The following is a 19,993-nucleotide window of genomic DNA, read 5'->3' as shown; positions in this document are numbered from 1 at the left end:
AATTTTCTATCCCTTAGACTTTCTCGAAACGCTCGATATCAGTAACGAAAATAGTTGCGCCGCCGATAGCCACCTCAACAGGATATGAAGCTGCACCGTCAGGCTCCATGATAGTTGATGACGGAACGAACTGCTTTCTTTTCTTTGAATACTTTTTGCAAACCTCTATAACAAGGTCTACCTGCTCATCAGGGCAGCAGATAAGAAAAGTGGTGTTTCCTGACATAAGAAAACCGCCTGTTGAAGAAAGCTTTGTGGCTCTTATGCCGGCTTTCAGAAGTCCTTTATTTACAGCGTAGGTGTCATCGCTGTTTACGATAGCATAGACAAGTTTCATGATTTTGCCTCCTGTTATTTTGATGTAATAATAGCTTTTTTAGCTACACCTTATATTATAGCACATTTATGCGTTCAATTCCATAGTTTTTCAAAATTTTTATTACCTGCGGTGTTATCTCCTCACCGCTCACTGCCACAGGCACTGACGGCTGACAGCTTGTGACGGTCATTCCGCATATAAGACCGCAGGCGTCCTCCACGTTTACGGTGTGCTGAGCCGAAAAAGCCGCCTGCCTTATACCCATTCGTTTTATCCCTTTGGGTATAGCAGGTAAGTCACCGAAAAGCCTTATCCTAGGCTGTTTTATCTCTGAAAACGCCTTTTCAAGTTTCAAAAAGTCCTCCTCGCTGTTGAAAGGCGACGGCATAAGCACAACATATTGTGTGTCGCTGTATTCAGGCTCGATGCCATATTCCCTCAGCCTGTCTGCAAGGTCGTCACCTGTGATACCGCTTTTGTATGCGGCAACAGTTATCTTCATAGGCTCTTCGCCTATGGTATGCCAGCCGAAAGCTGTTATCCTATCTTTGCAGACTTTCACCCTTTCCACAGTGCGTTCAAGGTCACGAGGAAAATCACCATTCACATAGTCAGCGCAAAGGTCAAGGCTCTCCATTATAAGATAGGAGGGGCTTGTTGAGCCGAACATTGACATTATCTCTTTGGCGCAATCATCATAATTCACAGGGGCGTGATTTGAAATATGAAGCATTGCTCCCCCTGTGTAGCATGGAAGCGTTTTGTGAGCAGAGTCACAGCACATATCAGCCCCCAAGTCCATGGGGTGCAGGCTCTCAGTGAGAAACTTCAGATAAGCTCCGTGAGCGTTGTCGCAAAGAAGAGGCACACCGTATTTCCTGCAAACCTCGCTCATGCCCTTTATGTCGCTGAGATCGCCAAGATAGTCAGGTGAGGTCACATAAACGCAATCTGCCTTTGTCCTTGACAGCACCTCCTCAACGTCCTCGGGAGTGACGCTTCCTGCGCATATAGACGTAAACTCACCCTTTGGATATATCCACTCCACGTCAATGTCAAGGAGTATGCAGGCATTTATAAACGCCTTGTGGACGTTTCTTGGTGCGGCAACAGTTATCTTTTTTCCTTGTCCACTGCGACATACTATGCCAAGCATTGCCTTTATGCAAAGGCTCGACCCCTCGGCAGAGTAAAAAGTCCGCCTGCTGCCATAGGCTTTCGCCATTTTGGCTTCGCTCTGTGCGATGATCCCCTCGGCCTCAAAAAGATAGTCCGCACCCTTTATTTCGGTGATGTCAAGAGCCTCAAGACCATGAAATTTCTGCCCTTTGTGACCAGGCATATGAAACCTCGCTATGCCTGACTTTGCATATTCTCTAACGAATTTATTCACAGGTGCGTTCAATGCTATCTCCCTTTCAGTGCGCTTTTGAGCATGGCAGGTTTCATTCCGCAGGAAATGCGCTTTCTTGCAAGCCCGATAGTCCTGGATACTGTGGATTTTGAAACACCCTCTGCGTCGGCTATCTCCTGCATTGTCATGCCCTTTGTATAATACATTATTATATAACATTTCTGCCGTTTCGTCAAATTTTCCCGCACTATTTCACGCATGAGCCTGTTTTCTATGGCAGAGGCAGGGTCGGGACTATCTTTCTCAGTGACCTGAGGACTTGGGATATAGTTTTGTATAAGCTCGTATGATACCTTTGTGTGCTGCATAAAAATCCTTTCTTTATCTTTTTTCGATGTTTTCTGACCATTTTTTTACCCACTATATATTGTGGGCAAATTTTTGGACAAACACAATTTTCAAAATTCTTGTTTAATTTGTGGGAAATTAAACGGACTGTTTGTGCATTTTACCATTGCAATTTAAAGAAATATGTGTTATAATGTATCTGCAAATTTGTTTGAGGGTGTTTTGTTGGACTTATAAATATAAATAAAGAAAAAAGCCGATATGAACATCTTTTGAATGAAAAGGGCGGTATTGTGTAAGCTGCCCGTTCTATTTTGAGCCGAATACTGCGGATAAAAATAAAAACACAGGACAGTGTGAAGCTTTAAGGAGAAGTGTAAAAATTTATGGAGAAAGTAAAGCTTAACAGATTGTCTGAGCTTACTGCTATTGCGAGAAAAAGAGAGCTTACCCCAGAGGAGAAGTCTGAGCGTGAGGCTTTGAGAAATGAGTATCGCAGAAGCGTTATAGCTAACCTGACAGGTCAGCTTGAAGCCACGACGATCATTGAGCCGGACGGCTCAAGAATTAAGGTTTCGGATATGAAACGCAGCGGGGAGGATAAAATAAAGTGACAGGAGTTTCCAGACAGAAACAGAAGCTTTTGACCATGAAAAAGCTTTTTGAGACCAAGACAGACGAAAAGCACACCATTACAGGAAACAGGCTTATCGAGATCCTGGGCGACTACGGCATAAAAGCTGAGCGTAAGACTATCTATGACGATATCAAGACCCTCTGCGACAGCGGAATGGATATTGAGATAACTAAGGACGGTCACTCCAACGCTTATTATCTTGCTCAAAGGCTGTTTCAGGACGAGGAGCTGTATGTTCTTGCAGATGCAGTTGCTTCAAGCAGGTTTCTTACACAGAAGAAATCGAAGGAGCTGTTAAAGAAGATACAATCACTTACATCTGAACACAAGGCAAAGGATCTGCGCCGAATGGTCTATGTGTCAAACAGGACAAAGACCTTCAATGAGCAGATATACTATGCTATAAACAGCATACAAGAGGGCATTTTCAGCGGCTTGGAGATACACTTCAAGTATTACGAATACACCGTTGAAAAACGCAAACAGCTTCGTCACGGCGGCGAGGTGTATACGGTTTCACCGTATTCTCTGGTTTGGGAAAACGACAACTATTACCTTGTGTGCTATTGTGAAAAGCATGAAAAGATATGCCGCTACAGAGTTGACAGAATGACTCAGGTCACTGTTACAGATATCCCCAGGAGGGAGCTTTCCGAGGAGGAGAAGACAGAGGTCACAAATCGTCAGACTATCTACGGAATGTACGGCGGCGAGCTTATGACGCTGCAATTGCAGTTTGACAATAAGCTCATAGATGTTGTAATGGATCGTTTTGGTGAGAAAACCATATGTCACAAAAATTCCGACAATACCTTCTATATAAATGAGGAGGTACAGGTCGCACCAACATTCTGGGGCTGGCTTTTCCAGTTCGGCTCACAGGCAAAGGTGCTTGGACCTGAAAGGGCAGTGGAAATGGCAAAGGACGCTATTTCAGATATTGCCGATTGCTACAAATAAAAATTTGGACAAGGATAAAAGAGCCGAGATATAAATAGGCGAACGTCTGCTGTAAAAGGCAGGCGTTTTTTTATTTGGATATACTGTTTCACTATTGATTATAGCACATATGTTCGATATTGTCAAGGGGTAATGTAAAATTTCCGTAAGATGTGGGCAAAAAGTTGACAGCACAGGGGCGAATATGTTATAATATTTACACAAGCAAAGGCGCTTTGAGTAGAAGATACCCAAAGCGCTATTTTTATAATAAGACAATAACTGCCATATCTATATGTAGGGGCGAACAGTGTTCGCCCGTGTTCAGAAATTGCCATAAATTCTGAATTGTAGGGGACGGCGCCCTCGACGTCCCGATCGAAGTGACGAGGCTTGAATTATCCGGAATTTGTGTAGATCAACATTGTGCGGATACACAAATGAGATCGCAGTAAATGCGATGTGTTTGTTGTGAAAGGAGTGATATACTTGACCACAATGCTCATTTTATCTTCTGTGATAGTGCTGTGCTGTGTGTTTTTCAATAAAATATCGGACAAGTTTGGACTTCCAGCATTGCTGGCGTTCATTCTCCTTGGAATGTTGTTCGGCTCTGACGGGCTTTTTAAAATAGAGTTCGATAACTATAAATTTGCCGAGGAGATATGCTCGGTGGGACTTGTTTTCATAATCTTCTACGGAGGCTTTGGCACGAAATGGAGCGAAGCCAAAAAGGTGGCAGGCAAGTCACTTATACTCGCTTCCGCAGGAGTTTTGCTCACAGCCTTTGCAACTGGAGCATTCTGCAAGCTTGTGCTGGGCTTTGAGTGGCTGGAAAGTCTGCTTATTGGCGCTGTTATAAGCTCCACAGACGCCGCTTCGGTGTTCTCTGTACTTAGAAGCAAAAAGCTGAACCTGCGATACGGTACGGCTTCAATACTGGAGCTTGAAAGCGGAAGCAACGACCCTTGGGCTTATATGCTCACGGTTATAATACTTTCAGTAATGAAAGGCGGTGCAACGGCAGGAGGCTTTGTTGTGAGCTTGCTTGCACAGGTGTTCTTCGGTGTGGGCTTCGGTGCGCTTATATCTTTGGGTGCGGTGTATCTCATAAAACGTGTGCGATTTGACGCCGCAGGCTTTGACGCTATCTTTGTTACTGCCATAGCCATACTATCCTACGCCCTGCCGTCAGCGGTGGGCGGAAACGGCTATCTAAGCTGCTATATAGTTGGCATTGTCCTTGGCAACACAAAAATATCAGGCAAAACAGCCCTTGTGCATTTCTTTGACGGAATAACGGGCTTCACACAGATATTGCTGTTTTTCCTCCTTGGACTTTTGGCATTCCCGTCACAAATGCCGTCAATAATACTTCCTGCGGCGGCGATAGCATTGTTCCTTACATTCGTTGCAAGACCTGCGGCTGTTACTGTTATCATGAAGCCTTTCGGTGCAAAGTGGAAGCAGATAGCCCTTATCTCATGGGCAGGATTAAGAGGAGCGACCTCCATTGTTTTCGCTATCATGGCGACAGTTGATGACGCATATATGAAAAATGACGTTTTCCATATCGTTTTCTGTATCGTGCTTATGTCTATCGGTATTCAGGGTACGCTTCTGCCGCTGTTTGCTAAAAAGCTCGATATGATAGACGATGAGGAGAACGTAATGAAAACGTTTAATGACTACAGCGACGAAACGGAAGTGCAGTTTATAAAGCTTTCAGTTCAGACGGACAGCAATTGGGCAGGGAAGAAGATAAAGGATATACCTTTTCCGAGAGGTCTGCTTGTGGTGATGATACTCCGTGACAAAGAGAAGATAATACCAACAGGCAAAACCCAGATACTTGCAGGGGACGTTGTGGTGCTGAGTGCGGCAGGCTTTTATGACGACAGCCATTTTGTCCTAAGCGAAATGAACCTTGATAAGCATCACGAGTGGTGCGGTCTGAAAGTGTCAGAGATAACAATGTCAGAGGACAGCCTGATAGTAATGATAAAACGTCAGGGGCGTATACTTATCCCAAACGGCAGGTTGCGGCTCAAAGAGGGAGATGTGCTTGTTGTCACATCAGGATAGAGAATATGCAGGCGGCGGATTGACTTGCGTTTTGTGTGAGCCGTTTATATGAAAACCACTTTGCTTTTCTTATCAGCTTATTTTCAGTGTCTTTTCATAAAACTATCATATTGAACAGGTATTATATACACAAGGTCAGAGGAACACCGAGAAAGACCTCAGGCAAAAGCTTTGAGAGCTTGATGAAAGTTCCGTCAACCAATTACTCATAATGAGTTTTTCATATAATGAGTTTTCATATATAATTTTCCTTCATTCTTCTTTTCATTTCATCTCGCTGTGCTCTGAATTTTCAGAGTGCGGCAAAAGTGAAATGGCATGGGAAAATACATAACTTTAGCATTCCCCATTCATAATTTTTTCTTCATATTATACTTCTTACTTCTCTGAAAGACCCTGTGGCTTTTGCCATGGGGTCTTTTGGATTTGTAGAATTTATATCAAAACAAATGTTCTTATCTGTGCATATCGACAAAAAACTTGCTGTCCAAAAAATTACCCCTCAAATTCATGAAGTTGTGTTATCATACATACAGCCCCGAAATAGAAAAAGAAAAATATGAGGATGTGTGTAAAAATGATATGGATAATCATGATGAATGTTTTTATCGTTGCGGCAGGTGCAGGCGGCGACAGGTGGCTTATGAAAACTATAATGAGAATGGTGCTGTTTTTCCTGTTTGTTGCGGTGGCAGAGAGGAACATGGGAGCAGTGTTTGCCGCAGGCATCGTGTTCACAGCGGCATGGGCGGCACTGTCGCTTTTTGAAGCGGAAACCAAAAAGAAACGCCATGCAAATAAGGTCAGACAGTGCCGTGTCAGAAAAGATATAAACCGTACAATACAAATTGAGCAATAATTAACAAAAAAATCACTTATTTTATGGGCATATGTGTTATAATTAATAATGATTATAGTAATTTAGCCTGAGAGGTGATTTAGCTTTTGAAAAATTCTGCTGATTTTGAACTGTATGATAAAATAAAAAAATATAGAAGATCTATTTTGAAAACAAGCGTGTTAGTGCTGTTCGTTGCTTGTCTGCTTGTGTATGCGTGTGCCTGCTATTACAGCGGTGTGAACGCATTTCAGAAAGAGGCTCAACTTTGCTCTGCCATAAATGCGGAAGCAGACCAGAATGTGGCTGCCTTTATGAAGAAAATGGAGGACACTGCCAAGCTTGTAATGGGCAATGAGGACTATGCGAAATATGATCCTACTGATACATCAAAGAGTGAATTTGCTGTGCTTAATGAGGAGAATGTTCTCACTGAGAGGCTTATAGAGCTTAGTACATTGGGCAACTATACTGATTTTGGCATTGTAAGCAGTAATGAACATAATGTAGGAAAGATAACCGACGGTACAAAGGATATCTTTGACGATGAGATATACAAGAGAGTTTCCGACCTTATGGGTGACAGCAAGATAAAATGGTTCACGGGACAGGACGATAACTACAGACGAGTGTATTTCGCAGGCAGGATAAATGACGATCTTATTTTTATCTCCTCTGTGTTTTCAACGGAGTTTGATCTTGTTTTTCTGCCCTCTGACAATTACAGCGAGATAAATACCATGCTGTGTGATGACGATGGCAGGATAATCTATGCTAACGACGGAAAAAGTGTTGTCGGCGAAAAGCTCGATGAAAAGCTCTCTAAATTCCTTGATGGAGGCACTGGCGTCACCGTTTCGGATATGACTACTATCTGTGCTATTGATGATTGCAGTGACGATTGGGTGGTCATTACTACCGTGGATATGTCAGACACTTTGCGTCACTATGTGAAAACAGGGCTTAAATGCCTTGGTATCTTTATTTGCTGCGCAGTCATATTTATTATGATATCTGCGGCAGCGGCGGCGGATAACGACCCGCAGAACGGACCGAAGTTTGGAAAATATCCAAAGGTGGACGAAAATACAGGGCTTTTCACTGCGGAATATACCGAAAACAGCATTATGGATAAAATGGAAACTTGTATCTCAGGCTCGACTATCGCATTTATTATCGTGAAAATAACAAATCTGGAGCTTATAAGGCTCAACTATGGCGAAGAGATAGTGGCGGAAGCTGAGCGAAAGGTCGCCGAAATACTGGTGGAGAACCGCAAGGAGGGCGATATCTGCGGAATTTTCAGGGAGGGCGAGTTTGTTCTGTTTGCAGACCACACGAACTTTGACCTTATGAGAGCCTATGGTAATGTGAGGGCTTATGTTAAAGAGCTTAACGATAAGCTGAAGGAATGTTGCCTTGACGATGACAGGGGTTACATAAAATGTGCAGTGGGTGCGTCGGTCTACCCTGAAACAAGCGATGATTATGATGAACTTTACGAAATGGCAGAAAAAGCCTGCGAGAAAGCAGAACACAGTGAGGACGCAAGAGCGGTGATATATGATAAAAAAGAGGAAGAGGTGAGCCGCAGTTGAGAACACGCATTGTAAGGTGTGCGGCTTTGACCGCTTCAGCAATCTGCACAGTGACTGTCATGACGGGCTGTGCATTGTTTGAAAGAAGAATGGAGCATAATGTAAAGACCGAGGTGTCCTTCTCGTGGTGGGGCAAGGACGCGCGTAACGAGTATACTCTCGACGGGCTTAAAGCCTATCAGAACAGCAATAAGAACGTTGTGGTAAGACCTGAGTATGCAGACTTTGACGGCTTCAAAACACGAATGGACGTGGAATTTTTCTCTGACACTACCGCAGATATCATGCAGTTAAACTACAGTTGGCTCTATGAATATTCTCCCGACGGCGAGGACTTTTATGACCTTAATGAGCTGTCGGAATACATAAATCTCTCAGCATTTGATGATGACAGCCTTTCATATGGCACAATAAACGGCAAGCTTAACGCCTTGCCTACCGGTACGAACTGTATAACCTTCTACTATAATAAGACCATGTATGACCGCTATGGTCTGAGCCTGCCTGAAAATTGGTCTGACCTTATAAAAGCGGCAGAGGTCATGAAGTCAGATGAGGTGTATCCCGTTGAAATGACGAAAAAGGCGGCTTATCTCAGCTCTGTGGCGTATGTGGAGCAGGTAACGGGAAGAAAAATGTTATCTGACAGCGGTGAGTTTCAGTATACCTCGGAGGACGTAAGGCTCATGCTCGCCTTTTATCAGGAAATGCTAAATAAAAAGGTCACAAAACCTGCGTGGGATTTCGATAGGAACGATCTTGAAAAGTGCCTGACGGCAGGCGTGGCTTCCTGGATATCAGACGCAGAGTATTACTGCGAGCCTGCTCAGAAGTTTGGTTTTGACATCGTTATAGGCGACTATCCAAAGCATAAGCAGGCAGTGAGCAGCGGTTGGTATAAAAAGCCCACTAGCGTTTATGCCATAAAGAAAAATACCAAGTCCCCTGAGGAAGCCGCAAAGCTTCTTGACTATCTTGTGAACGGTGAGGAAATGGCTCTCCTGCAGGGTATGGGAAAGGGCGTGCCTGCATCAAAGGCGGCATTGGAAGCCCTTGAAGCGAGGGATATGCTTGACGGGATAGAGTATAAAGCCAACGAGAAAATGGCAAACTCAGACGAGCTTGAAATAATGTCACCGAAGCTCGAAAATCAGGAAGTACTTGACCTTTTTATAAGCACCTCCGAGTCGCTCTATTATGGCAGGGCGGAGATAGAAAACGCTTCTGAAAATCTGTATAATAAGATGAAGGAATTATACAAATAGTTAAACTTGTGAAACAATTAGTGCAAAATGTATTCAAAAATGAATGAGAAGTGTACAGAGTTCACAAAAATAACGAAAGTGTTAAATAAGTCTTGACAATTTATTTGTTTTAAGATATAATTAAGGACGATGTAAGGTAATACATCATAAAACGGTGTGTGACAAAGTGTGTGACAGAATTTTTTGTGAGAATGTCAACATAGTGTTACAAATCGTCAAAATGACCGATTGAAAATTAGTTTTTCGTCAAGTTGAACAAAGTTGAGAAAAAATCTGAAAAACTATTGACATTTTGGACAAGATGATGTATACTTTAATCATGGTGATAAGGAGAACACAAAGAACTCCGAAAGCCGTTTAATTATTGGAAAGTAGCTGCTTAAATCGGCTTGCAGCACTTTTATAAAACAAATTTATTTAATTTATTATGGAGGGATTTTCTATGAAGAAATCTAACAGAAAAGGTTTCACCCTTGTAGAGCTCGTAGTTGTTATCGCTATCATCGGTATCCTTGCAGCTATCCTCGTTCCTACAATGATGAACTATGTAAAGAAGTCAAAGCTCAAGACAGCTAACTCAAACGCTAAGCTTGTTTTCACAACTGTAAACAACGAAGCTGCTGATTTGCTTGTTAATGGCGAAACAGTTGGTTCTGGCGACGGTCAGACAACAGCTGTAAACATTAAGACCGATCTTGGTTCTCTTACTGGTACAACCACAGCGGATAAGCTTGGTAAGGCTGTATACGAGGCGCTTAAGGACAATGGCGACGGTGCTGGTTACTGCGTATATTCTATCGGTACTTCTGGTAACGTTGAATACGCTCAGTGGTCTGATGTTCCGAACCCAACAAGTGGTGTTCTTGGTCAGTATCCTGATCCTTGCAAGGACGCAGACAAGGCTAACAAGGCATTCGGCGCAAAGGTTACTAGCTGGTAATTTTAACTTTGAATTTTCAAGAACCGCTCACATGAGCGGTTCTTTTTTTGTCTGAAAATATATGAAATAGCCAATAAGAATAGTCTGTCTTTGTGCAAATGGTAAAAATGCGCAAAGCGGTTTGCCTTTTCCTTGACAAAATCGGGTAAATTTTGTATAATATACTTGTCGAAATATTAAATGGGGATCAATATTCCGATGAAAGAATTGAGGGAAAGACATGAATAAAAAAGGCTTTACTTTGGTGGAGCTTGTGGTGGTTATTGCCATTATCGGCGTGCTTGCGGCTATTCTTGTGCCAACTATGATGAGTTATATCAGAAAGGCAAAGCTTAAAAGTGCGAACAGCAACGCAAAGATAGTGTTCAATACTGTAAATGCGGTCGTGACTGATATGCAGTGTGAGGGCAAAGATATCGACGTTCAGTCATGTACGGCTGTGGTCGATTGCACCGCAGAGCCTGACGAATCCAAAAAGCTTGAAAAAGCAGTCCATGACGCACTTAGCGTCAATGGCGACGATGCAGGCTATGCCTTTTGGATAGCAGGGGAGGACGGCAGATATAAGCTTGCACAGTGGTGTGATACAAGTTCGCCAAGGTCTAAAGGCATTGTAGGGCAGTATCCTGACCCTGTGAACAAACCTGACGATCTCCCTGAGAATTTCAGTTGGGGCGTTAAATTCTGAAGCTATTGACGATCTGTCATTGCCGTGGAATAATTAAGATAACAAAAAAGAGGCATACTGCTGTAAGCGGTTTACCTCCAATATAGTTTTTTCTTTAAGAAATAACCGACCTATTGGACGTGGGGCGGTTATTTCTTTTTATTGCAGACATTGAGCACAAGCCTAATCATGTCAATATTTGCCGCAAAAAGTTTTACGAAAACATTGACTATTTTCTTAATAAATGGTACAATTTATATGTCAATTATTTTTTGGGAGGATATTAATGAAAGAGAAATTTAAAAGCTGGGCGTTCAGCAAAGAGCATGGAAAATGCGATGTTATAACGCTGATAATATACCTGCTTGGTGTTTGCACTGTATCGTTTTTTCATGAACCGTGGTTTGATGAAGCTCAGGCGTGGGCGATTGCACGTTCGGGAACTATAAAGGAGATACTTTTTGAGATACCACACTATGAGGGTCACCCGCCACTATGGCATTTGATATTGGCGCCTTTCGCAAAGCTTGGCGCACCCTATGAGCTGTCCCTTGCGGCAGTAAATATATTTTTTATGACCCTTGCTGTGGCGGTCTTGCTTTTCAAGTCGCCTTTTCCAAAGCTTATACGTTGTCTGTTGCCGTTTAACTTCTTTTTGTTTTATCAGTACGGCGTTGTAAGCAGACCTTATTCAGTTTTGACACTTTCATTTTTTCTTGCAGCAGCATTTTATCCTTCACGAAATAAAAAGCCACTAAGGTATGTATTTTCATTGGCATTTATGTGCATGATACACTCGTTTGGTATAATATTTGCAGGTGGATTGTGTGTGGTGTGGCTTTCAGAAATAATAAGCAAGTATGTTAAAGAAAAAACATTTTTAAAAATATTTTCTGACAAACACTGTTGGATGATGCTTGGTCTGCTTGTTCTGGCAATAGCTATAATTATAGAGATTTTTCCAAATAGTAACACATATACCCAAGGGCATGAAAACGCAGAGGAACTGTTCTCATTCTCTTTCAGCTATGTTCAAGTAATGTGGTATATAATGTATCTTTCAGAAGCTTTTCTGATACAAATGCCGGACAGTAAACTGGATTCATATGATGTGGCAAGTATTATACCTCAGTTTATCACCGCAGTTTTTGTGTTTGTCATTGCATTAAGTATTTTGCATAAAAATAAAAAGATTCTTACTTTTATAATACCATATTCGTTTTTTGGATTGTTTTCGGCATTAATTTATTCTTCGCCATATCATTCGGGGATGGTTGGTGTATTTTTGATATTTGTGTTTTGGGGTATATTCGCCGATAACGGCAAAATTGAGTTGCCAGAGTACATAAATAAGGCGGTTTCTTCCCTTAGAGGAGGTTTAAAAAAAGCAGTAGTAGCTATAGCTTTTTTGCCTATGATAGTGCCTATTGCATGGAGCGCATATTCTTCATATATTGATATCCGTTTTGATTATTGGTATAAAGAAGCGGCAGAGTTTATCAAAGAATATAGGCTTTATGATTATAAAATTTTGTCGTCATGGACTCAAGATGTGATAAGTGAGGAAAATGATAGCTGGAGGATAGATGAAGTTTATGCGTGTCGTGATTATCCAAAACTTCAAGGTCTTGCTACCGCCATTCTTCCATACTTTGATGACAACATTTTTTATAATTATAACATTGATGACCATGACAAAACTTTTATGTATTATCAATCCTCAACTGAGGAAGAGGCAGAGGCTATAATAAATAAATGGCGAGAGCAAGGTCCACCCGATGTTGTACTTGACCGCTGTCAGCTTACAAGAGTGTATCCTGACATTGACGTAAATGATTATGTTGCGGTAAAGCGTATCACGGCATATAAACCTTATAAGTTTAAAACAAATGACCAATATATAACCATCTATGTAACAAAAGACCTTTTCAACAAAATAGGCACACTAAAAGAAATTACAGCCAAAAAACTCTACTAAAAACCAACACCGCCGAGGACGCCATCGCCCTCGGCGGTATTTTTCTACCCAAAATAAACCCCATAATACCTGCAAGCCTTTATCATAAAATCCTCGCTCACATCAAAATGCTGCGCAAGCAGATAAATACTGTCCAGATTTTTCTTTATGGCTTTGATAAGCTCGCTTTTAGGTATCAGATTTTCTATCGCCCACTTGTCTGCACGGTATTCATGCTGTGAGATGTTGTCTGCCGTGGCGTATCTGTTGTAAAACGCACCCTTTACGCAGTGACCTATCTCGTGAGCAGTGCGCTCTTTCAAAAGCCTTGCAGGCGTCTGACTATCTATGCCGATCGCACAGCCACCTGCGCCAAAAAGCGATATCGCCCCGCACTTTGGACAATCAATAAAATCTATAGTTATGTTCTCTCTACTGCAAATATCATACAATTCCTGTATGTTCGTCATCTCTCACTTTTCACCAGCCTTTCTGCGCTTTGCTTCCTCTCTGAGCATGACCATTTCTGCATACTGCTTGACCTCGTCAAACATTTCGTCCGTCACTCCAAGCGTGCCGTTGAATAATGCATATTTCAGCTTCGTGTCAAAATCTTCTTCCCTACCAGATATAAGATATTGTACGCTCACTCCAAATCTGTTCGCTATCTTTGTAGAATTCTCTGCGGAAAGTCGTTCCGTCCTGCCTTTGCTCAGCTCAGATAAACAGCTCCTCGTTATAGACAGCTCCTTGCACATCTGCGATACCGTCATATTGTTCTCCTCACATAGTTCTTTTATCCTTTTGTACATTTCAGTCATATTTTCTTCCTCCAATTGTGATTATTTCACAAAAGATACAGAAGTCTGTATCAAATTCGCTGATAGCTATTGACTTTTGCAGAAACCTGTAGTATACTGTATGTATCGTTAGTACAGATATCTGCATAAAATCTGGCTTTGATATAATTATAATACATTTTCCTGTAAAAGTCAAGAGGATAAACCGCCCCCTTTTTGACATCTCCGCCCCGAGAGATATACAGAAAACGGTTATCTGAAATGTCATTGCTTTATTTTATTTACAGTATATCATACTAACTGTCCAAATGTCTGTACAAAAAAGGCGAAAGGAGAAAAATGTACGATAATATAGATTATTCCGTAGAGGTAAATTCCATAAAAAGGCTTGCACCCTCAGCGAGCCGATATAATTTCAGAAGCGGTGGAAGCAGAGTTAATACAGCCGCACTGCGAAAGCTTTCACAGTATCGCAAACTAAGGTGGCAGGAGTGGAGGCTTAAAGAAGATATCTGCGAAATGTCCTCGCAGCTTGCCGCAGTGGGGGAGCATTGCGGCAGGGTAGCCCACAGAGGGAAAAAGCTTACTGACTTGTGGCTTGACCTTGCAAAGGTGCAGCTTCGCTTGAGAGAATGTGAGGGGCTTGCGGCAAAAATGCCAAAACGCTATCGTGGCGTGGTGAAAAGCCGCTATTTTGACGGCTCAAAGAAGCACCCACCTGAGTGGGGAAGCTCCGCCGCAGAGTTCGGCTTTCCCTTTGGAGGAGAAGAACTGCGCAGGCAAGTGACAAAGTGCCTGAATGAAATATGTAATTAATAAAACGCCTTACACAAGGTAAGGTTTAAATGCCCGCCACGGCGAACATATAACTCTCCCAGCATATCGCTCCTATGGGCGGAAATAAAAAAATCCGCTACCATAAATGATAGCGGATTTGGTGCAGGTGCAAGCACCTACAAAGTAAAAATAACAACTCAACTACACCTAGCGGCGTAATAGTAAGATTTAAAAGAAAGATGGGCGTAAAATGCCCGCCACGGCGAGCATATAACGCTCCCAGCATATCACACCAATGGGCGGAAATAAAAAAAATCCGCTACCATAAATGATAGCGGATTTGGTGCAGGGGCACGCCCCTGCTGGTGCGCCTGACAGGAATCGAACCTGCGGCCTCAAGAGTCGGAGTCTTGCGCTCTATCCAACTGAGCTACAGACGCATATAAGGAGCGGAAATCCGCTCCTTGTTTTTTTATAAATTTTTTATCTAAGCTTAGCTCCGCATGGCAAGTCCTGATCCGGGAAAATAACGCTTGCCGCACCGTCAGGTGTGTCAGCCGCACATATCATGCCGTTTGACTCAACTCCGCAAAGCTTCACAGGCTTCAGATTGGCTACAATAACTACCTTCTTGCCAATAAGATCTTCAGGCTTGTACCATGCCGCAATGCCCGATACTACCTGCCTGCCGCCAAAACCATCGTCAAGCTGTAAGCAAAGAAGCTTCTTGGACTTCTTTACCTTCTCGCAGTCCTTAACAAGAGCAACTCTCAGATCTACCTTTGCAAAATCATCTATGGTTATCTCGTCAGCTATAGGCGCAGGCTCAAATCCATCGTCAGCCTTTTCCTCAGGCTCTGCATTGCTGCCTATTATCTTGTTAAGCTCCTCTATCTCCTTGTCAACGTCAATTCTTGGGAAGATGATCTCACCCCTGTGAACTGTAACGTCAGCAGGAAGTACACCAAACTTGCCAGCGTTCTCGTATGTGATGTCGCTCTCAGCCGCACCTATCTGCTCCCATACCTTTGGCATTGTTGTAGGCATAAAGTTGCTGAGAAGCGTTGATACTATCCTGATAGTTTCAAGCAGATTGTAAAGAACTGTCGCAAGTCTTGCCTTTTTGCTCTCGTCCTTGCCAAGTACCCATGGAGCTGTCTCGTCAATGTACTTGTTAGCCCTGGATACTACCTTGAATATCTCAGCCAAAGCATTGTTTATCTGAGTCTTGTCCATGAACTCGTCTACCTTTGCAACAAGTCCCTTAGCCTCAGCCATAAGCTCAGCGTCAAAATCGCCGGCCTCTCTGTCAGCAGGAAGCGTGCCGCCAAAATATTTGTCAGCCATAGCTACAGTTCTTGAAACAAGATTGCCAAGACCATTTGCAAGGTCAGAGTTTATTCTGTTTATCATTATCTCGTTTGAGAATGAGCTGTCTGCACCCAAAGCCATTTCACGAAGAATGTGGTATCTGATAGCGTCAGCACCATATCTCTCGCCAAGAATGAACGGGTCAACAACGTTGCCCAAAGACTTGGACATCTTCTGTCCGTTGAATGTTATCCAGCCATGTACAGCAAGATGCTTAGGCAGTGGAAGATCAAGCGCCATAAGCATTGCAGGCCAAATGATAGCGTGGAATCTCATGATATCCTTTGCTACCATGTGAACGTCAGCAGGCCAGAACTTGTCAAAATCATTGTACTGCTCGTTCCAGAAACCAAGTGCAGAAATATAGTTAGAAAGTGCGTCTATCCAAACGTAAACAACGTGCTTGTCATCAAATGTAACAGGAATACCCCACTTGAAAGTAGTTCTTGATACACAAAGATCCTCAAGACCGGGCTTGATAAAGTTGTTTACAAGCTCAGTGGCTCTTGTCTTTGGCTGGAGATAATCTGTCTCAGTGAGAAGCTTCTCTATCCTCTCAGCAAATGGCGACATCTTGAAGAAGTAAGCCTCCTCCTTAGCCTCTGTTACCTCTCTGTGACACTCAGGGCAGCAGCCGTTCTCATCAAGCTGTGACTCAGTCCAGAAGCTCTCGCAAGGCGTGCAGTATTTGCCCTTGTATTCGCCCTTGTAAATGTAGCCCTTGTCATAAAGAGCCTTGAAGATCTTCTGAACAGTTTCAATGTGATAATCGTCAGTAGTTCTGATGTATCTGTCATAGCTGATGTTCATGTAGCTCCAAAGCTTTTTGAAAGTCTTGACTACCTCATCAACATATTCCTTAGGTGTAACACCTTTTTCAGCAGCCTTCTGTTCGATTTTCAGACCATGCTCGTCAGTGCCTGTGAGGAACATGACATCATAGCCCTGCATACGTCTGTATCTGGCAATAGAATCGCAGGCAACAGTGGTGTAGCAGTGACCGATATGAGGATTACCGGAAGGGTAATATATCGGGGTAGTGATATAAAACGGTTTTTTCTCCATATAAAGGACCTCCGTAAAAGAATTTGCATAAGCAGCATTTCTTATATTATACTACTTTACAGTTGTTTCGTCAAGCGGTAAAGCGAGTAAAGTTAGGAGTTAGGAGTGAGGAGTGAGGAATGAGGAGTGAGGAATGAGGAATGAGCAAAGCTGACCAAAGTTGTGCCCCCCGCACCGAGCGTAGCGAGAGATAAAACGCAGGCACAAGCCCGGCGTTAGAGGGCTTGCAGGGTCAAGGGACAGAGTCCCTTGCGGAGTTTGAGGCAGAGCCTCATTCGGCGTAAGCCGACAAGGTGCAGATTAAAGTGTAAAAAGCACACGAGAGCCATATATCAAACAAACCCCATATCGGAGTACAAAATCTGCACCGCCCACCCTCGCCCTGAGCAAATGTAAATCCGCAAAGAGCGTAGCGATTTTGCGGCACAACAAACTTTCCCTAACAATCTGTATGGGCTGGCAATGCCGTGATTGTAATAACTTTGATGCCAATTTATATTAGGCGTACATTGCTGCGATATGTCCCAATAATTCAATGGGTGAAAAAAATATCGGGGCATCGAGAACACCGTCCCCTATACCACCCGATTTGTGCTGATTTAACAAATAATTCATACACCTTTCGTATAAAAATGCTATAATAAAAAGGTTAAAGTATATATTCTAAGAAAAAGTAACTCTAAGGTGGGAATCGTAAAATGGAAGAAGTAAGAGAAAATAAAATGGGAACGCAGCCCATAGGTGATCTGCTGTTCAAAATGTCCCTGCCGATCATGATATCCATGCTCGTGCAGGCTCTCTATAATATCGTCGACAGCATATTTGTTGCCAAAATAAGCGAGGACGCACTCACTGCCGTGTCACTGGCTTTCCCTGTGCAAAATCTTATGATAGCCCTCGGTGCAGGCACTGGTGTCGGTATCAACGCACTGCTGTCAAAATCACTTGGTGAAAAGAATTTCAAGCAGGCTAACAGCGCCGCCAATAACGGCATTTTCCTCTGCCTTGTGAACTTCGTTATCTTCGTGGTTTTCGGTGCATTTTTCACTGAGATCTTCTATCGCTCACAAACCTCAAGCAAAATAATTATCGAATACGGCGACCAGTACCTCACTGTTATCAGCCTGCTAAGTATCGGTCTTTTCTGTCAGATGACCATGGAAAAGCTTTTGCAGGCAACAGGTAAAACTATCTATTCAATGTATACTCAGGGAATAGGCGCAGTGATAAATATTATCCTTGACCCTTGCTTTATCTTTGGCGTGGGCTTCTTCCCTAAGTGGGGCGTAACAGGTGCGGCTGTGGCTACCTGTATCGGTCAGTTCACCGCTGCAGCTTTCGGACTTTTCTTCAATATGAAGTTCAACAAAGAGATAACCATAAACCTTGTGAAGTATAGACCGCAGGCGAAAATAATCAAGAAGATCTACGCTGTCGGCCTGCCGTCCATCATAATGCAGTCTATCTCTTCTATCATGACATACGGCATGAATAAAATACTTATCGGCTTCTCAAACACCGCCGCCGCAGTTTTCGGTGTGTATTTCAAGCTTCAGAGCTTCGTTTTCATGCCTGTTTTCGGACTTAATAACGGTCTTATCCCTATCGTTGCCTATAACTATGGTGCAAGAAAGAAAAAGCGTATCACAGGTGCAATAAAATACGCCATGATATATTCTGTGTCTATCATGATAGTCGGCACTATCATAATGCAGATTTTCCCTGCACAGCTTCTGAAACTCTTTGACGCAAGCGATAATATGCTAAGCATAGGTGTAACAGCCCTGCGTATAATCAGCACACACTTCTTCTTCGCAGGCTTTGATATAATCATAATCTCATCATTGCAGGCTCTCGGCAGGGGACTTTCCTCTATGCTCGTTTCATTTACAAGACAGCTCGTCGTGCTTCTTCCTGTGGCGTATCTTCTTTCCCTTACAGGCAAGCTTGACGCTATCTGGTGGGCTTTCCCTATCGCCGAAATATTCTCGATCATGGCGTCGCTGTTCTTCCTTAGAAGAGCCTACAACGCTGAAATAAAACCAATGGCAGACTAACTAGGAGGTATTTTTATGCGTCTTATTTTTATCAGACACGGCGACCCCGATTACGTTCATGATACCCTTACAGAAAAGGGCAAGCGTGAAGCTGAGCTTCTTGCACAGCGTGTAAAGAATTGGGACGTTTCAAAGTTCTACGTTTCTCCCCTTGGCAGAGCACAGCTCACAGCGGAATATTCCCTGAAGCTTCGTGGCGATACAGCGGAAACTCTCCCATGGCTGAGAGAATTTAACGGCATAATACCCACCTCTGACGGAGGACATCGTATCCCATGGGATATGTACCCCACCGAGTGGGCGGATAAAGAGATATACTATGACCGCAATAATTGGTTCAAGTCCGATTATATGCAAACAGGCAATGTTGAAGAACAGCTTAAATGGGTGCATGAGGGTATTGATAAGCTTCTTGCCGACCATGGTTATATCCACGAGAACGGTATGTTCCGCATTGAAAAGCACAGCGATGAAACCCTTGTGTTCTTCTGTCACTTCGGCGTATCAATGGTGATAATAGGACATATCCTCGGCATTTCCACCATGAATATGTGGCATGGCTTCAATATGCAGCCTACCTCTGTGACAGTCCTCGGCTGTGAGGAGCGTGAGGGCGACTATGGCTTTTTCAGATGCCACGTCATGGGCTGTACAAAGCACCTTGCAGGCGGCAATGAACCTATCTCCAACGCAGGCTACTTCACCGATGTTTTTCAGGATTAAATAAACCCGTAAGGGTGACTTTTTCGCTCGCATATTATTGCATACAAAAATATCCTCTATCCGCTCTGTTATTTCAGGGCGGTTATTTTATTGTGCGAAACCTTAGTTTAAGATAATATAACAGTTAAAGAAAACGTTTTCTTCTAAATATGACTATCATTAGATAACAACATATTCATAATTTGTGAAAAAGCACAACAAAAGCTTCGTGTTTTCGTTGATTTTTTAGCTTGCTTTATGTAAACTAAATGCT

General features: G+C 42.9%; 18 protein-coding genes and 1 tRNA gene. 12 read left to right on the top strand and 7 right to left on the bottom strand.

From position 1 onward, the window contains the following. Window positions 1–13 precede the first annotated feature (13 nt). From AB5123_RS05400 to AB5123_RS05390, 3 genes are read right to left on the bottom strand one after another with little or no spacing between them, the layout of a single operon-like run. Window positions 14–337, bottom strand: coding sequence for a cyclic-di-AMP receptor (locus AB5123_RS05400; protein ID WP_022287895.1), 324 nt, complete (start codon window positions 335–337; stop codon window positions 14–16). 55 nt (window positions 338–392) lie between these two features. Continuing rightward, window positions 393–1,724, bottom strand: a complete 1,332-nt coding sequence (locus AB5123_RS05395) for an arginine decarboxylase (protein ID WP_337812439.1) — start codon at window positions 1,722–1,724, stop codon at window positions 393–395. A 2-nt stretch (window positions 1,725–1,726) separates the two neighbouring features. Beyond that, a complete protein-coding gene (locus AB5123_RS05390) occupies window positions 1,727–2,041 on the bottom strand; it encodes a sigma factor-like helix-turn-helix DNA-binding protein (RefSeq protein WP_278643137.1) in 315 nt (104 codons plus the stop codon). 366 nt (window positions 2,042–2,407) lie between these two features. Here AB5123_RS05390 and AB5123_RS05385 point away from each other — a divergent pair, with 366 nt between their 5' ends. The 9 genes from AB5123_RS05385 (at window position 2,408) to AB5123_RS05345 (ending at window position 12,968) form a co-directional block, all read left to right on the top strand. Continuing rightward, complete coding sequence (locus AB5123_RS05385; protein WP_022287892.1) at window positions 2,408–2,635, top strand: DUF896 domain-containing protein; 228 nt, start codon at window positions 2,408–2,410, stop codon at window positions 2,633–2,635. Then, the gene (locus AB5123_RS05380; RefSeq protein ID WP_022287891.1) at window positions 2,632–3,618 is read left to right on the top strand and encodes a YafY family protein; all 987 of its coding nucleotides are present in this window, start codon (window positions 2,632–2,634) and stop codon (window positions 3,616–3,618) included. Before AB5123_RS05385 ends, AB5123_RS05380 begins: the two co-directional genes overlap by 4 nt. Before the next feature lie 477 nt (window positions 3,619–4,095). Then, window positions 4,096–5,682, top strand: coding sequence for a potassium/proton antiporter (locus tag AB5123_RS05375; RefSeq protein WP_288163047.1), 1,587 nt, complete (start codon window positions 4,096–4,098; stop codon window positions 5,680–5,682). Between the two features lie 577 nt (window positions 5,683–6,259). After that, entirely contained in the window at window positions 6,260–6,541 is a 282-nt protein-coding gene (locus AB5123_RS05370; RefSeq protein ID WP_117896909.1) for a hypothetical protein, read from the top strand. A 146-nt stretch (window positions 6,542–6,687) separates the two neighbouring features. Further along, the gene (locus tag AB5123_RS05365) at window positions 6,688–8,118 is read left to right on the top strand and encodes a diguanylate cyclase (protein ID WP_368364590.1); all 1,431 of its coding nucleotides are present in this window, start codon (window positions 6,688–6,690) and stop codon (window positions 8,116–8,118) included. Then, complete coding sequence (locus AB5123_RS05360) at window positions 8,115–9,383, top strand: ABC transporter substrate-binding protein (protein WP_368364589.1); 1,269 nt, start codon at window positions 8,115–8,117, stop codon at window positions 9,381–9,383. The genes AB5123_RS05365 and AB5123_RS05360 overlap by 4 nt, the downstream gene beginning before the upstream one ends. A 442-nt stretch (window positions 9,384–9,825) precedes the next feature. Then, entirely contained in the window at window positions 9,826–10,323 is a 498-nt protein-coding gene (locus AB5123_RS05355; protein ID WP_368364588.1) for a type II secretion system protein, read from the top strand. A 220-nt stretch (window positions 10,324–10,543) separates the two neighbouring features. Next, a complete protein-coding gene (locus AB5123_RS05350; protein WP_347503275.1) occupies window positions 10,544–11,011 on the top strand; it encodes a type II secretion system protein in 468 nt (155 codons plus the stop codon). A gap of 265 nt (window positions 11,012–11,276) precedes the next feature. Beyond that, complete coding sequence (locus AB5123_RS05345; protein WP_368364587.1) at window positions 11,277–12,968, top strand: hypothetical protein; 1,692 nt, start codon at window positions 11,277–11,279, stop codon at window positions 12,966–12,968. 44 nt (window positions 12,969–13,012) lie between these two features. On the opposite strand, the gene AB5123_RS05340 is transcribed toward AB5123_RS05345, so the two are convergent. Both AB5123_RS05340 and AB5123_RS05335 read right to left on the bottom strand, forming a co-directional pair. Beyond that, window positions 13,013–13,417, bottom strand: coding sequence for an ImmA/IrrE family metallo-endopeptidase (locus AB5123_RS05340; RefSeq protein WP_022287877.1), 405 nt, complete (start codon window positions 13,415–13,417; stop codon window positions 13,013–13,015). Between the two features lie 3 nt (window positions 13,418–13,420). After that, window positions 13,421–13,768 carry a helix-turn-helix domain-containing protein gene (locus tag AB5123_RS05335; RefSeq protein WP_022287876.1) on the bottom strand — a complete coding sequence of 116 codons (348 nt, stop codon included), beginning with the start codon at window positions 13,766–13,768 and terminating at the stop codon, window positions 13,421–13,423. Between the two features lie 318 nt (window positions 13,769–14,086). Here AB5123_RS05335 and AB5123_RS05330 point away from each other — a divergent pair, with 318 nt between their 5' ends. Then, window positions 14,087–14,563 carry a hypothetical protein gene (locus AB5123_RS05330; protein ID WP_347503274.1) on the top strand — a complete coding sequence of 159 codons (477 nt, stop codon included), beginning with the start codon at window positions 14,087–14,089 and terminating at the stop codon, window positions 14,561–14,563. Between the two features lie 324 nt (window positions 14,564–14,887). Here AB5123_RS05330 and AB5123_RS05325 read toward each other — a convergent pair. Both AB5123_RS05325 and metG read right to left on the bottom strand, forming a co-directional pair. After that, window positions 14,888–14,964, bottom strand: a tRNA-Arg gene (locus AB5123_RS05325). Window positions 14,965–15,007: 43 nt separating this feature from the next. Next, window positions 15,008–16,960, bottom strand: coding sequence for a methionine--tRNA ligase (gene metG, locus AB5123_RS05320; RefSeq protein WP_337812215.1), 1,953 nt, complete (start codon window positions 16,958–16,960; stop codon window positions 15,008–15,010). A 698-nt stretch (window positions 16,961–17,658) separates the two neighbouring features. Here metG and AB5123_RS05315 point away from each other — a divergent pair. Next, on the top strand, window positions 17,659–19,017 hold the full coding sequence (locus tag AB5123_RS05315; protein WP_022287910.1) for an MATE family efflux transporter: 1,359 nt from the start codon (window positions 17,659–17,661) through the stop codon (window positions 19,015–19,017). Window positions 19,018–19,032: 15 nt separating this feature from the next. Next, on the top strand, window positions 19,033–19,740 hold the full coding sequence (locus AB5123_RS05310) for a histidine phosphatase family protein (RefSeq protein ID WP_302343006.1): 708 nt from the start codon (window positions 19,033–19,035) through the stop codon (window positions 19,738–19,740). Window positions 19,741–19,993 lie beyond the last annotated feature (253 nt).

It is taken from the genome of Ruminococcus sp. RTP21204st1_B2_RTP21204_210225 (assembly GCF_040914135.1).
GTDB classification, from domain to species: domain Bacteria; phylum Bacillota; class Clostridia; order Oscillospirales; family Ruminococcaceae; genus Hominimerdicola; species Hominimerdicola aceti.
Note: the sequence above shows the minus strand (reverse complement) of the source record. Positions and strands in the feature narration are given on the sequence as shown.

Bases quoted from the DNA above. Each gene is read 5' to 3' on its own strand.
- AB5123_RS05400 (WP_022287895.1), bottom strand. From the start codon at position 337: ATGAAACTTGTCTATGCTATCGTAAACAGCGATGACACCTACGCTGTA.
- AB5123_RS05390 (WP_278643137.1), bottom strand. From the start codon at position 2,041: ATGCAGCACACAAAGGTATCATACGAGCTTATACAAAACTATATCCCA.
- AB5123_RS05385 (WP_022287892.1), top strand. From the start codon at position 2,408: ATGGAGAAAGTAAAGCTTAACAGATTGTCTGAGCTTACTGCTATTGCG.
- AB5123_RS05375 (WP_288163047.1), top strand. From the start codon at position 4,096: ATGCTCATTTTATCTTCTGTGATAGTGCTGTGCTGTGTGTTTTTCAAT.
- AB5123_RS05370 (WP_117896909.1), top strand. From the start codon at position 6,260: ATGATATGGATAATCATGATGAATGTTTTTATCGTTGCGGCAGGTGCA.
- AB5123_RS05355 (WP_368364588.1), top strand. From the start codon at position 9,826: ATGAAGAAATCTAACAGAAAAGGTTTCACCCTTGTAGAGCTCGTAGTT.
- AB5123_RS05350 (WP_347503275.1), top strand. From the start codon at position 10,544: ATGAATAAAAAAGGCTTTACTTTGGTGGAGCTTGTGGTGGTTATTGCC.
- AB5123_RS05345 (WP_368364587.1), top strand. From the start codon at position 11,277: ATGAAAGAGAAATTTAAAAGCTGGGCGTTCAGCAAAGAGCATGGAAAA.
- AB5123_RS05340 (WP_022287877.1), bottom strand. From the start codon at position 13,417: ATGACGAACATACAGGAATTGTATGATATTTGCAGTAGAGAGAACATA.
- AB5123_RS05335 (WP_022287876.1), bottom strand. From the start codon at position 13,768: ATGACTGAAATGTACAAAAGGATAAAAGAACTATGTGAGGAGAACAAT.
- AB5123_RS05330 (WP_347503274.1), top strand. From the start codon at position 14,087: ATGTACGATAATATAGATTATTCCGTAGAGGTAAATTCCATAAAAAGG.
- metG (WP_337812215.1), bottom strand. From the start codon at position 16,960: ATGGAGAAAAAACCGTTTTATATCACTACCCCGATATATTACCCTTCC.
- AB5123_RS05315 (WP_022287910.1), top strand. From the start codon at position 17,659: ATGGAAGAAGTAAGAGAAAATAAAATGGGAACGCAGCCCATAGGTGAT.
- AB5123_RS05310 (WP_302343006.1), top strand. From the start codon at position 19,033: ATGCGTCTTATTTTTATCAGACACGGCGACCCCGATTACGTTCATGAT.